This window comes from candidate division WOR-3 bacterium, assembly GCA_026418155.1.
Lineage (GTDB): Bacteria > Hydrothermota > Tepidihabitantia > Tepidihabitantales > CAIPLT01 > JAOABV01.
Map to the genome: position 1 here is coordinate 1 of JAOABV010000017.1, position 13,943 is coordinate 13,943.

General features: G+C 36.2%; 10 protein-coding genes. 2 read left to right on the plus strand and 8 right to left on the minus strand.

Annotated elements, in window-relative coordinates; genetic code table 11:
• The 8 genes from N2201_03435 to N2201_03470 form a co-directional block, all read right to left on the minus strand.
• A partial coding sequence (locus N2201_03435; protein MCX7785269.1) for a hypothetical protein occupies window positions 1-1,178 on the minus strand: 1,178 nt, incomplete at its 3' end.
• A 10-nt stretch (window positions 1,179-1,188) separates the two neighbouring features.
• Window positions 1,189-1,311, minus strand: coding sequence for a hypothetical protein (locus N2201_03440; GenBank protein MCX7785270.1), 123 nt, complete (start codon window positions 1,309-1,311; stop codon window positions 1,189-1,191).
• Between the two features lie 635 nt (window positions 1,312-1,946).
• Entirely contained in the window at window positions 1,947-3,398 is a 1,452-nt protein-coding gene (locus tag N2201_03445; GenBank protein ID MCX7785271.1) for a radical SAM protein, read from the minus strand.
• Between the two features lie 129 nt (window positions 3,399-3,527).
• Window positions 3,528-5,072: a 4-alpha-glucanotransferase gene (gene malQ, locus N2201_03450; GenBank protein MCX7785272.1), complete on the minus strand. Its 1,545-nt coding sequence runs from the start codon at window positions 5,070-5,072 to the stop codon at window positions 3,528-3,530.
• Between the two features lie 2 nt (window positions 5,073-5,074).
• Window positions 5,075-6,568, minus strand: a complete 1,494-nt coding sequence (locus N2201_03455) for a DUF3536 domain-containing protein (GenBank protein ID MCX7785273.1) — start codon at window positions 6,566-6,568, stop codon at window positions 5,075-5,077.
• 188 nt (window positions 6,569-6,756) lie between these two features.
• Window positions 6,757-8,727 (minus strand): 1,4-alpha-glucan branching protein GlgB, encoded by a 1,971-nt coding sequence (glgB, locus tag N2201_03460; protein ID MCX7785274.1) that lies wholly within the window; start codon window positions 8,725-8,727, stop codon window positions 6,757-6,759.
• 442 nt (window positions 8,728-9,169) lie between these two features.
• On the minus strand, window positions 9,170-10,117 hold the full coding sequence (locus N2201_03465) for a hypothetical protein (GenBank protein ID MCX7785275.1): 948 nt from the start codon (window positions 10,115-10,117) through the stop codon (window positions 9,170-9,172).
• Window positions 10,118-10,272: 155 nt separating this feature from the next.
• Window positions 10,273-10,650 (minus strand): hypothetical protein, encoded by a 378-nt coding sequence (locus N2201_03470; protein ID MCX7785276.1) that lies wholly within the window; start codon window positions 10,648-10,650, stop codon window positions 10,273-10,275.
• 417 nt (window positions 10,651-11,067) lie between these two features.
• Here N2201_03470 and N2201_03475 point away from each other — a divergent pair, with 417 nt between their 5' ends.
• Together N2201_03475 and N2201_03480 are read left to right on the plus strand one after the other, a co-directional pair.
• Window positions 11,068-12,699 (plus strand): DHH family phosphoesterase, encoded by a 1,632-nt coding sequence (locus N2201_03475; protein MCX7785277.1) that lies wholly within the window; start codon window positions 11,068-11,070, stop codon window positions 12,697-12,699.
• A gap of 44 nt (window positions 12,700-12,743) precedes the next feature.
• On the plus strand, window positions 12,744-13,907 hold the full coding sequence (locus N2201_03480) for a class I SAM-dependent rRNA methyltransferase (GenBank protein MCX7785278.1): 1,164 nt from the start codon (window positions 12,744-12,746) through the stop codon (window positions 13,905-13,907).
• The last annotated feature ends 36 nt before the right edge of the window (window positions 13,908-13,943 follow it).

Consider the following 13,943-nt stretch of genomic DNA (forward strand, 5'->3'; position numbering starts at 1 on the left):
TTTATTAAGCTGCCGTAAAGAGAAATTCCATAGGCCCAATCAGTTATCCTGTTACCGCTTCCAATCGTCAAATTCACACTATGAGGTGATTCTTGCCAGACCCAAACACCTTCTGATGTATTACCATCGTCACCGATCAGATTATTATTCTCTACTATATAGTTAAACGCAGTTTTTACCCGTGAGTCGTATTTAATATCATCCAGATAAGGTTGAGTTGGATATTTCCTTAATGTTTTCCCCGTGGGCCCCGTGGGATACACTTGAATACCAATTCCCCCGGTCCAACCATATCCGGCAACAACGGGTTCGCTTAGTACATTACCTATAATCTCACCTGCAGTGTTGTCATATACAATATGATATTCATTATCCACAAGGACGTTATTATTTGAATAAACCTCATCGCCTGCAAAATAAACTAAAATTCCGCATCCAATCCAACTTGAATTGCTGCTTACAAGATCTTTGATATAATTATTGGCAATACTCCCGGAAGCACCCCAAGCGATCAGAATACCATTTGGAGTTTGATTAGGCGCAGCTCCACCTATACCTAAAACCGTGTCATGATGAAAATTTGCAATTGCATAATTTCCAACACAGACCAAACCATTTCTGGTAAAGTCTTTAACCTTGGAGTAACAAACTTCAATTGCTGAGCCTGTCTCCCATACATCAGAAAGATAAAAACCTACTGACGGATAAATTGAAGAAACAAAACCTTCAATAAGCACATTTTCAATTAATCCACCGGACTCACGAAAATGTATACCATGAAATGCATTTGCACCACCGGGCATTGAAGTAATTTCTGAGGCATCAATTTTAAGATTTTTGATAACGACTGGACCGATACCCGCTACGGAATCAACAGCAAAAATCACTGCGGTATTAGGGTTCAACCAATCATATCTCGGAAAAAGTTGCGGAATTGAAGTCGGGCGAATTACAGTTGACGCGCCAGCACCAATAAATGTCAAGGATTTTCGGTTTGCACCAGTAAGGGTTACTTGTTCTGGATAGGTTCCGGCAGCAATTTGAATGGTATCGCCATTAGTAGCAGCATTAATTGCAGACTGAATTGTTGGGTAAGGGTCCGGAACATAGAGGATTGTTGCTGAAGCACTCAAAATTAATCCCAATATAACCACTGGTATTATTTTATTGTGCTTCATTTTTACCTCCCTAATAAAAATTTGGGCAGACTTTGTATGATTTGTGCTTTGTTGTTAAACCGGGTTTTGATGCAGGAAAGTTTTGTCTGCCCGCAAAACTTGAACCTACATCACCGGATTGAACCAGTTGCATAATTCCTACCCGTAATGAGTAGAAATAAAACAAGAAATGGAAAATTAAAAAGGTCCGCATATGCGCAAAGGTAATAAGTTTAATTATTTTCTATTTTAATTAATTTTGAAGCAACTACCCGTCTTTGCACCTAATTGTTTTAACAATTATTATTTTATAAAATTTTAAAAAAATTTCCTAAATTGTCAAGTTTTTTTTTAATGGGCTTTAATTAAGGCGAATTACTGCCGGAGCCTTGAAAAATCTATATTGGCTATTATATCAGCAAATTCTTTTTTTCCACTAATCTTTTTATTGAGGGGAAGGGTACAAAACTTTTCAGTTATCTGCTAACATACACATCAAAATAATTGAATAAATAAATTGTTTGTAATATGCAATTTTTTTTATTTTAATTAATAAATTTACACTTCGTTCTTATGAAAATTAATAATTCATCTTATGAATCGAGTCTCAAAGGTGCTTTGGTTAATACTTAGAAAAGTCGTAAAAAATCGACTTATCTTCGATTTTGTATATTATGCTTATCTCAAAAAGTTTTTTATTCCAGTGCTTTCCGAAATAATAATAACTATCTTTAACCGGTTAGTAAGTCTGCAAATTATTCAATATTAATAAGTATATTCTTAATGGGATTAATTCTTGGAATTCTGATAGAGTTTTTGCCAGAGCGGGTCAACTAATGCTTTTAATTCTTGGTCATATTTTTGAAGGGTGTCAAAGTAGTTTTTGTTTTCCAGATAGATACAATCAGGTGCGTAATCCAAAGCACGAGCTTTGTATTTTTTGATTATGGAAAATGCTTCTTGAAAATGGTCTCGAATAATACAGGGTCTAAGCCAATTAAATGATGAGTGAATATCAATATCTTTACTCCGGGGATAACCATAATGGCATTGCCAGTCGCGAATGGCTTGGAAGAAGGGTGTTTGGATTGCGTCATTAAGATTACCGCCGTTTTCAAATATCGTCTTAATATTGGAAACGGCATAAGGAAAAAAGACACACGGTGCAACATCGCCATGCCAATTGATATGCAGATAGCCACCTTCTCTGCCACCAGCAATGCAGCCGCTTGAAGCAGAACCATGATTCCAGAAATCAACTAAAAAGACTTTTTTCTTTTTAATAATTTCCCAACTCCTTTGCCACATCCAAACTCTTTGTTTTGGTGTGGGCATAAAGTCGACCGAGACATCGCGTCCGATAGGCATATAATGGAATATCCAGCCATAGCCAGCACCCATCTTATCAAAGAAGAAATCAATAAATTCGTCAGAAAGCACTTCTTCACAATTTTCCCGAGTTGCCGTGATTGAGATGCCAAATAGCACGCGGTTTTGTCTTAACATCTCCATTATTTTGATAATCTTATCAAATGTGCCTAATCCCCGTCTGCGGTCTGTCGTTTCTTTCATTCCTTCAACGGATATGGCTGGTGTCAGATTACCCAACTCAGCGAGTTTTTGAGCAATTGTCGGATTAATCATAAGACCATTGGTATACATTAAGAAGATTGAATCTGGAAATTCTTCAGCAAGGTTAAGGATTGATTTGTTATCACTTTTATATATTAAGGGTTCACCACCGGAAATGACAAAGAACCGATTTCCCCATAAATGATATGCTTCGCTAATTATGCGTTTAACAACCGAGTAAGGCAGTTTATCTCGTTCACCAGCAGAATTGGCATAGCAGTTGGGACATTGGAGATTACACTGTTTAGTCGGACTGAGGACGAGAAATCCTGGTGGACCGTAGCCGTATTTTTCCAACCACTCTTTAGTTATCCGTTTTAAGTCTTGATTCAGAAAGATTGCCTTTAAGAAAATATTGAGTGTTTTTTGGGTTATGTGTGCTCGGTTAGTGATATTGAGCATTCCTTCAACCAGATAATATAGTTCTTCGGCAATGCGATGGGATTTGGCATAAAGTGGGTTTTGGGCATTATCGCGAATTAGTTTAGGTTTGGCTAATTTATAGATAGAATTAATAATAAACCGGGTCCGAACCGAATTTAATAGATAATACATTATCTTGGCAACAATATCTGAGTTAAATATATTCTTTTCTTTGATTTCAGCCATACCGCTAAAAATCTATTTTACATTTTATCGAATCTCAAAATTTTGTCAATAATACACTTTTGAGAGTTTTGCGAAAGTCGTTTTAGTTCTGAAACAGCATAAAAATAGGAACGAATCGAAAGCAAATAATTAATCGTAATAAGCCGATTTGTCATTCGCATTTTTTTTCAGAGTATTTATTCTTTGAGAGGCTTTAATTATAGTTGATAATTTGCTTGCTAAATAATCAGATATTGCATTCGGTTTCATTCGCCACTGCCAATTGTTTTTATTTGATGCTGGTTGATTCATTCGGGCATTAGCACCTAATCCTAAAATATCTTGCATTGGAACGATTACTAAATTTGCCTTTGAAGCCATTAGCAATTCTATCAGTTTCCAGTTTAAGTCTTTTAGAGGCACTTTTTGCCTTAAATAGTTAAATAACTGCTTTTTTTCAAATGTTTGGGCTTCATTTTTATACCAACCAATTATCGTATTATTATCATGAGTACCGGTGTAGGCAACACAGTTCGGTTCGTAATTATGGGGTAAATACGGATGGTAAAGATTGTCTTCATTAAAGGCAAACAACAGAACTTTCATACCGGGCAAATTGAATTGTTGCATAATCTTTTTAACATCAGAGGTAATCATTCCTAAGTCTTCAGCAATAAAGGGCAGTTCGGGAAATTTTTTTTGCAAATGGTAAAAGAAATCTTGGGCTGGAGTTTTAATCCATTTGCCTTTAATCGCGGTTTTAGCCTTTGCCGAGACCTGCCAATATCCTACCAGTCCGCGAAAGTGGTCAATACGAAGTAAATCAAATAATCTCAGGTTATGCTCAATTCGTTTCAACCACCATTGGTACTGGTTTTTTCTTAAAACATTCCAATTATATAAAGGATTTCCCCAGAGTTGTCCGGTTTTACTAAAATAGTCCGGTGGCACACCAGCAACAACATACATTTCTTTTTTGTGGTTTAACTTGAATATTTCTGGATTGACCCAAACATCAACGCTGTCATAATTGAGATAGATGGGTAAATCACCAATGATTTGAATATTTTTTCTATGCGCATATTGTTTTAAGGACTGCCATTGTTGATAGCAGAGATATTGTAAGAACTTTTCCAATTCAATTTGGCGAGCAAGTTTTTTGCGAAAATACTGCAATTCTGCCTTATCTCTATTCTTTAATTTATCTGACCATTGGTTCCAAATCTTTCCTTGATAATAATTTTTAAGTGCGATAAATAGAGCATAATCTTGTAACCAATACTTGTGGTCCATAATAAATTTTCGATATGCTAATGACTTTCGTAGTCTTTCCGAACGGCCAAAAGCAATGGAAAATAACTTTCTCTTATAGATACTAACTTGCGAGTAGTTAACTTTAGTGGTTGAGAATTTAGGAATGTTCAATAAATCTGATTTATACAGGAGTTTTTGTTTGATAAGTAATTCGGGACTAATAAATAATGGATTCAAAGCAAATGCGGAAATACTATGATACGGTGAATTATCACAAGATAAATCCGTGGGATTCAAAGGTAGAATCTGCCAATAGCGCAGTTGGGCAGAAGATAGAAAATCAATAAATTTATACGCAGAAGGACCAAAATCACCAATGCCATATTTTGAAGGCAATGATGAGATGTGAAGCAAAACGCCGCCGGCTCTTGTCTCAATCATTGTTAAGATGAAGTATAGGGTCTTACAAAAATCTCATAAACTTTACTACCATTCTGATATGCTTCAACATTGCTGGGTGCAGATTCAAGCATCTTCTGATATTCAGATTCTAAATCAATGCTCGTGATTTCTCTTGTGAGTTGAATGGCTCGACCAGCATATCTTAAGATTTGAATTGTCTCAAGACCAGAGATGTCATCAAAATACCAACCACAACTGGTAAACATTAATAGAGTATTATATTGAATCTCTAAGATTTTTAGTAGTTTGGTAATTTCTTGAGATGATAATTCTTTTTTGCAATGTTTATTGATGAATTGGCTAACTATCACAGGGTTGGGATTTAGAAGGATTTCAATATAGTCGTTTCGGGCATGCCAAAAGTTATTAGTATATTGATGAGCAATCGGTTCAGTTATTTCAATGATTTTATCTCGTAACCAATCCATAGCATTTCTTAAAGGTGTGCGCCAATTTTGGTGCCAATTCGGATGGGTTCCAGTGCAACAGCCACAATTTGACCGCCATCTTTCAATACCATGCGCACAACTCCAGGATGTATTTTCAATAATTTCAACTTCATATTCTGCAGGATATTTGGCCAAATATTCTGAATAATTCGTGAGATGTGCTAATTGGTTAGTTTCAATATAATCAAGACAATAGGCTAAAGCCATTTCGCCAAAACGATGGTGATGGCCATAGGTTTCGCCATCAGTCGCAATATGAACTAATTGGGGTCGGGTATCACCCATAAACTCATTTCCTAATCTTTGCGCAAAGACCTCACCATTGGATAAAAGATTATTAAACGCAACATCAGTCGAAATTGTCTTGTTATAGAAAAATAGATTGATTGTTTTTGTGCTGGGTAATTTACAGAGATAGACCTGTTTCGTGTCGATATTGCCATTAGTTTCAATCCATTGGTCACTACCGATTTTGCGAGTTCGTTTTGCTTGATGAGGTGAAAGAATTGTAAATTTAATATCAAGTTCGGCTAAGATCTCAAGTGTTTTTATATCCACTGCAGTTTCTGGTAGCCATATTCCGATGGGTTTTCGTTTGAATCGGTACTCGAAATCTTTTATTGCCCAATAAACTTGAGTTCTTTTATCTTGCTCATTACCTAAAGGCATAATAATATGATTATAGGCTTGCGCAATTGCAGAACCATTGCCAGCAAAGTTTTTTTGGCTTTGTTGGTCAGATTCAATAATTGCTGTATAGACTTCAGGTTCATTCTTTTCCAACCAAGCAAGTAAAGTTGGACCAAAATCAAAATTGATTTTGGTATAGTTATTGATTCTTTTGATAACAGTGCCTTTTTTATCAATAATTGGTGCGGAAAGATTCGGTTTATAGCACTCGGCAGTAATTCTTTGGTTCCAATCATTGTAAGGAAATGCTGAAGTTTCATTATCTATCTTATTAGTCCAGGGATTTTCTCTTAAGGGTTGGTAAAAATGGCCATGAATACAGATATAGCGGTTCATATTAGTTCTTTTCCTATTATGTTGATGGCTCAAGGATTATTTCGTATTTATTCATATTTAATAATATTAATTTCTTCTTTTTAGTCCTTCTCACTGACATTAATAATTATGGCAATAGTCCAAGATTATCTAATAAAAGTTGGTAAAATGTTTGTGAATACGAATATAGCGGTTCATCTCAGACTTGTTTACGAGTTATTATTATTATTTCTATTGGGATTATATTTTAATATTAAAGCGGATAGAGGAGGTAATGTTAAGAGTAAAGAATAAGGTCGGTTATGCCATGCGGTTGGATTAGAATTGACCCCGCCTAAATTACCAATGCCACTGCCACCATATTCTTTAGCATCGCTATTAAGTAGTTCTTGCCAAAAACCAGATTTGGGCACTCCAATCCGATAATTTTCTCTGGGCACAGGTGTAAAATTACAGACTACGGCAATTATTTCATTACCTGAACTATCTTTTCTTAGATAACTGATAACACTATTATCCGCATCATTACAATCAATCCATTCAAAACCGGAAGACTGAAAATCGGTTTGGTATAAGGCTGGTTCTTGCTGGTATAATTTATTTAAGTCTTGTAGCCATCTTTGGATTGCTTGGTGCGGAGAGTGTTTAACTAATTCCCAATCTAAACTTTTTTCGTGTGACCATTCCTGCCATTGGCCAAATTCTCCACCCATAAAGATGAGTTTTTTCCCAGGATGCGTGAACATATAACCTAAAAGCAATCGAAGATTAGCGAACTTCTGCCAGTCATCGCCAGGCATCTTTGACAATAACGAACCCTTACCATAAACGACTTCATCATGAGATAGTGGTAACAAGAAATTTTCTGAGAAAGCATACCAGATGCTAAAGGTTAATTGATTATGATGGAACTTACGGTAAATTGGGTCTTTATTCATATATTCTAAAGTATCGTGCATCCATCCCATATTCCATTTCAGACCAAAACCTAATCCGCCAACATAAACCGGTCGCGTCACCATTGGCCAGGCAGTTGATTCTTCTGCAATTGTCTGCACATCAGGATACTCTTGATAGACAACTTCATTTAATCGTTTAATAAAACTAATTGCTTCAAGATTTTCTCGACCACCAAATTCATTGGGAATCCATTCGCCATCTTTACGCGAATAATCTAAATAGAGCATTGAAGCCACTGCATCGATTCTTAATCCATCACAATGGAATTTATCCAGCCAAAATAGAGCACTGCTAATCAGAAAGGAGCGGACTTCATTTCTGCCGTAATTGAAAATATGACTTTTCCAATCAGGATGAAAACCTTTTTTCGGGTCTTGGTGTTCATATAGATGTGTGCCATCAAAAAATGCTAAGCCGTGAAGGTCATTCGGAAAATGAGAAGGCACCCAATCTAAAATCACACCGATATTATGTTTATGCAGTTCGTCAATCAAAAACATTAAATCTTGAGGTGTGCCATAACGACTGGTGGGAGCAAAATAACCAAGAATCTGATAACCCCAAGAGCCATAAAATGGGTGTTCCATTATGGGTAAAAACTCAATATGGGTAAATTTCATCTTCCTAACATAGTCGACAAGCGGTTTTACCAATTCGCGATAAGTTAAGAATTGATTATTCTCTTTTCTCTGCCAAGAGCCGAGATGCACTTCATAAATAGAAATTGGCGCATTCAAATTGTTGTATTTATGACGAGACTTCATCCAGCGATTATCCTGCCAATCATATTTCAAATCCCAGACAATAGATGCGGTTTTGGGTGCAATTTCCCAGTAAAAAGCAAACGGGTCACCTTTATCAACTTGATAATTATTATACTTTGAGACGATATGATATTTATAAAGCATGCCTTTCGAAACATTTGGAATAAAACCTTCCCAGATACCGGATTCGTCCCAACGCACGGCTAAAGGATGGGAGTTAGGATTCCAATTATTGAAATCACCGATTACTGAAACTTGTTGAGCATTTGGCGCCCAAACAGCAAAATAAGTGCCGGTAAGATTGTCAACCGTCATCATATGCGCACCAAGTTTTTCATACAATTTGAAATGGTTGCCTTGCTTGAAAAGATAAATATCCAGGTCAGAAAACAACGACGGGCCATAAATGACTTGGCAATTTTTAAGCGAATCAATGTTTGGCGTATCTCGTATCATAGTGCATTCGTTAATTTTCACTAAATATATATTTTAATTAAGTTTAATCCAAAATCAAGATAAGATAGCAGGGGAATTAAATTCTTGGAACAGATACAATGTCTTGTGACTGTGTTAGACTTAGTGGGATTAAATTCTTTGGAATAGATACAATGTCCTGAGGCTATGACAGATAGCAGTGGAATTAAATTCTTAGAATGGATACAATGTCTTATCGCTATGTTAGACGGCAGTGAAAATAAATCCTTTGGAACAGATACAATGTCTTGTGACTGTGTTAAACAACATTTAGAATAGATACAATATCTTGTGGCTGTGTTAGATACTGGTGAAAATAAATCCTTTGGAACAGAACAATGTCTTATCGCTATGTCAGATAGCAGGGGAATTAAATTCTTATAATGGATACAATGTCTTGTGACTGTGTTAGACACCATTGGGATTAAATTCTTTGGAATAAATTAACACTTTTCACTTGCTGATAAAGTGGTTTATCCTGTTTGACTATCCCAGATTTTCTTATTTCAGTGTTTTCCGTGGTTTCTATGGTTTCAGTGTCTTCAGTGTTTTCAGTGTTTTCAGTGGCAAGTTTTACCTTTTCTGTATCTTCAGTGGCAGATTTTCTCTTCTTTGGGTTCTTTATGGTTTTAAGGATTTCTTTCTTCTCAGTGTCTTCAGTGGCAAATCCTATCTTCTTTGTGTTTTCTATGGCTTTGTGGTTTTCTTCTCTTTGTTTTTTAGAAGAAAGAAAAGAAAAAGAAATATCATTAATATCATTAATATTATTCTTTGTTACTAATTGATACTTTGTTACTAATTGTGCTGTTGCAATAGGTGCAACAGGGGGTGTTGCAATAGATGCAACAGGTCCTGTTACAAAATCCGTAATCTGAGGTGTTAAAATAGAACCTGTTGCATTCGTTGCAATAGGAGCTTTTGATATAGGTGCAATAGGTCCTGATCCACTTGTCCCATTAGGTTGACTCGTTCGGGATTTAGGTTGAGAATTACCGGATAGATTATACACTTTTCTTAATTTCTCAATATCTGACTTCTTAGCAAAACAAATATCAATCAATAAATCAGTAAAAGTATAATAGAGCGTGTTATCCTTATCTCTAATCGTCTTAATCAAACCCAATCTTCGCAACTTATTGATTCTTCGTGAAATAGTCCAAGTGCCCTTAATCTTGGCTAAAGGTAAACTTGAGATTAAGTGTTTGTAATTGAGCCAGATATACTCTTCGCCTTGATAGATAATCCGTTTGCGGTCGCGGTAATAGACAAAGTCCTTCAGATAATCGACAATTGCCCAATCCACTAAATCGGTCTCAGCAATCAGACCAGAATACAAGATACCGAGTTGATTAACCGTAATCGTGTATTTCATTATCTTTTAGCCCCAGAGCCACAAAGCCACAGAGAAAACCCAATAATTATTCATTGCGCTTTCTTTTGTATCCTTGGGGTAAATTTTTACCCCTGGTATAGTGGGAGTAGTTATTATCCGGCATCCTTATCTTTAAGTCTTTGATAATAAATCAATTATCGTTTTTTAGTCTTAAGATTCATCGGTATTTTGTTTCTCTTGGAAAATAAATCGATTATCGCATTACGAATCTTTACTAAAAGTTGTTTTTTCAATTGTCTTTGTTGCCAGGTTTTGGTTAGGATTTTGATTTCGGTTTTGAGGGTTTTGCCTGAGTGTTTTCGGAGGAGTCGGTAGAGTTGTCGTGCGAAGTTGAGATAGGGAACATTATGCCAGGTGGGTAAGCCAGATTCACCCATAATCTTTTTAACCGCATTTTCCAGTTTTTCCAGATTAGCGAATTCTTGAGATAGTTGTTCTTTAATCTGTTGTTTATAAAGCATTTGCCTTATACCTTGCGAATAGGCATTAAAGTTCTTATTCCAGTTTTTCATTCGGCTCATAGTATTTGTCCGGTCAGTTGCATATTTAATTTTAATATTTAATATTTTTTAATTTTAATATAGATGGCTGGGGGTTATCCTTAAGGATAACTTTATGCCCCGGGTTATTTATATTTGCCATCTATAATGCTATGACACATAAAAATGGCATTTTGGGGAAAAAACTTTTAGGTTGATTGATTTTTTTAGGGGTAGGGCGGGTCTGTTTATGGTAAAAGTTAAAAGGTTCAATAGTTCAAAAGTTAAAGGGTTAAGGGTGCGGGTTGGATTTGCAATTGTTTGTTGACTTCAAAAGCAATTTATTTTATAATTATTGTTAAATTTTATGTAAATACATTTTTTAATTTTATGTGGCAAATTGATAGCAATTTTTATGAGTTAGAATGAAGCGTTATCTAAATTATCTTTATGTGGCAAATTAAACCGCAACCTTTATTAGATTGGCAACAATTGTTGCCGGAACTGCCCAATAAAATTAATCTTAGGTTAGTTCAATTGTTAGTCTTAAGAAATATTAAATCCGCTCAGGAAATGATAAAGTTTCTTAATCCCGAACTTTCTTATCTTCATCCCAATACGCTCCTGCCTGATATTGAACCAGCCTTACATCGAATCCAAAAAGCCATTGCGCAAAAAGAACCGATTCTGCTCTGGGGACATGAAGATTTAGATGGTATTTCGGCAATTGTTGTGCTCTATCAAACCTTAAAAGCCATTAAAGGGCAACCATTATATTATATTCCCCAAAAAGGTAAAGAACGCCATGGCTTAAATCCAGATAAAGTCCAAGAGTTTCAAAATACTGGTGTCAAATTAGTAATCACAGTTGATTGTGGTATTACCAATAATCAAGAGATTGAGATAATCCAAAAATCCGGAGTTGATGTTATTGTTACGGACCACCATGAGGTTTTAGATAAATTGCCTAATGCTATATCTAATGTTAATCCCAAACGCCTGGATTCTCAATATCCTTTTTCGTTGCTTGCTGGTGTTGGTGTCGCATTAAAGGTTGCTTTAGCCTTAGTCGAAAAGCACTTAACGGTTAGTCCGAAAGAGTTTTTCTCGCTTTTTACCGATTTATTACCGATTACTGCTTTAGGCACAATTGCCGACCGGGTGCCGTTGATTGATGAGAACCGAATTTTTACCCAGTTAGGACTAAAAGCACTACCTAATGTTAAAAACAATGCAGTTAATGCGGTCTTTGATGTTGTGGGACTGAGCAAACAGAATCTAACCGTTGAAAAATTCTTTGCCGAAATCATTCCATTGTTCGGTTCGGCTAATGGCAATCAAGCCTGCGATTATTTTCTTAACCAAGACTACGATGCTTGTTATCAATGGGCACAGGAATTATACAAACTAAGTCAAGAATGGCGAGAAGCGGCAAAACAGAATTGTCTTATTGCCGAACAAGTCAAAGATATGGGCGATGGTATTATTTTAGTTTATGATGAAAGATTGAACTTAAAAGCCTTAGGCCATTGTGCGGGTCGTCTTAAAGATGCTTATCAACTACCGGTTGTAGTAATGGGCAAAAGAAATGATGACTGGGTTGGTGAATGTCGAGGCATTAATGGTGTTGATTTGATTGCAATGCTTAAAGCTCATAGTGCTTATTTTACTGACTTCGGTGGTCATAAAAAAGCCTGTGGCTTTACCCTACCCAAGGCAAAATTAAAGCCGTTTATCAATGCGGTGAAAAAATATGCTAAGGAAAAATTTGTCGGTAATATCATTAAAGAAAATCAGTTGATTGCGGATATGATTTTACCCTTAGATGAAATCACGGACGAGTTTAAGCAACTGGCACCATTTGGTGAAGCCAATCCGGCACCGGTTTTAATCAGTCCGAAAACTAATCTCACCAAAGAAGATGGTAAGATAATCTATCCTCCAAGACCCGAACTTAAAATTGAATGTGCGCCAAATCTGCCAGTAAACTTCAGTGGCAATACTTATGATATTCTGTATACTTTTAATGATAACTTAGAAATAACTGTATTAGATTTAGCCACCGCGTATAATGGTCGTTAGTCATTAGTCATTGGTCGTTAGTTTTTGAGTTTGGAGTTGTCAGAATGCCGAAAAGGGTTCATGTTATCCGAAAAAAATCACGGCAACGCCATTTTTGGATTTTCTCTAACGAAGTCAAAAAAGTTGAAGGCAATCCCCAAACCGGTGATGTGGTCTTTGTCTATGAGCACAACCATTTCATTGGTAGCGGACTTTATAATAAAAATTCCCTAATTCGCATTCGGCTCTATTCGGAAAAAAAAGAACCGCTCAATGTAAATTTTTTTGAGGAACGAATACGAAAAGCCTATGCCTATCGCAAAACCATTTTACCGAATGAAAACGATTTTCGTTTGGTCTATGGTGAAAGCGACGGTATTCCAGGAGTAGTGATTGACAAGTATGCTAATACTTTTGTCTTACAAACTTATTCAGCCGGAATGGATCTGCGCCAGAATTTAATTGTCTCGGCACTGAAAAATATCTTTAATCCGACCGCAATCTTTGAAAAGAATGATTTTCGTTTACGCGACAATGAAAAATTACCCCGACGGGAAAGTCTACTTTATGGCGATATTTTAGCCCCGGTGATAATTTCCGAAAATGGCGTAAAGTATATCGTCAACATCCAAGCCGGACAAAAGACCGGTTTCTTTTATGACCAAAGAATCACTCGGCAAAAAGTGCAAGCAATGAGTAAAGATAAATCGGTCTTAGATGTCTTCTGTTATACTGGTGGTTTTTCTTTGAATGCGGCAAAAGGTGGGGCTAAAGAAGTGCTGGGCATTGATGCTTCCGAACCCGCCTTAGAATTAGCCCGAGAAAATGCCAAACTTAATAAACTCCACAATGTTTGTAAATTTATCAAAGGCGATGCTTTTGTCGTCTTAAGAGAACTCAACCAAGAAAAACGCAAGTTTGATATTATTGTCTTAGACCCACCACCATTTTTTAAGAAACTCTCAGAAAAACCGCAAGGCATTAAAGGTTATAAAGATATTAACTTGCAAGCCATGAAACTTTTAGCCGAAGGTGGAGTTTTAGTAAGTTGCACTTGTTCCCATTATCTTTTCTGGCAGGACTTATTAGATGTCTTATCCCAAGCCGCACAAGATACTGGTAAAACTTTTAAGATTATTGACCGCACCACTCAAGGACCTGACCATCCAGTGCTGTTAAATATGCCGGAAAGTGAATACCTGCGCTGTTTTTTCTTAGAAGTATACTAAAATAATTCAAGGTAACGGTTTGAAAGTCAAAAATTA

Excerpts from the sequence above, each read along its gene's own strand:
- N2201_03440 (MCX7785270.1), bottom strand. The coding sequence starts at position 1,311 with ATGCAACTGGTTCAATCCGGTGATGTAGGTTCAAGTTTTGCGGGCAGA.
- N2201_03445 (MCX7785271.1), bottom strand. The coding sequence starts at position 3,398 with ATGGCTGAAATCAAAGAAAAGAATATATTTAACTCAGATATTGTTGCC.
- malQ (MCX7785272.1), bottom strand. The coding sequence starts at position 5,072 with ATGATTGAGACAAGAGCCGGCGGCGTTTTGCTTCACATCTCATCATTG.
- N2201_03455 (MCX7785273.1), bottom strand. The coding sequence starts at position 6,568 with ATGAACCGCTATATCTGTATTCATGGCCATTTTTACCAACCCTTAAGA.
- glgB (MCX7785274.1), bottom strand. The coding sequence starts at position 8,727 with ATGATACGAGATACGCCAAACATTGATTCGCTTAAAAATTGCCAAGTC.
- N2201_03465 (MCX7785275.1), bottom strand. The coding sequence starts at position 10,117 with ATGAAATACACGATTACGGTTAATCAACTCGGTATCTTGTATTCTGGT.
- N2201_03470 (MCX7785276.1), bottom strand. The coding sequence starts at position 10,650 with ATGAAAAACTGGAATAAGAACTTTAATGCCTATTCGCAAGGTATAAGG.
- N2201_03475 (MCX7785277.1), top strand. The coding sequence starts at position 11,068 with ATGTGGCAAATTAAACCGCAACCTTTATTAGATTGGCAACAATTGTTG.
- N2201_03480 (MCX7785278.1), top strand. The coding sequence starts at position 12,744 with ATGCCGAAAAGGGTTCATGTTATCCGAAAAAAATCACGGCAACGCCAT.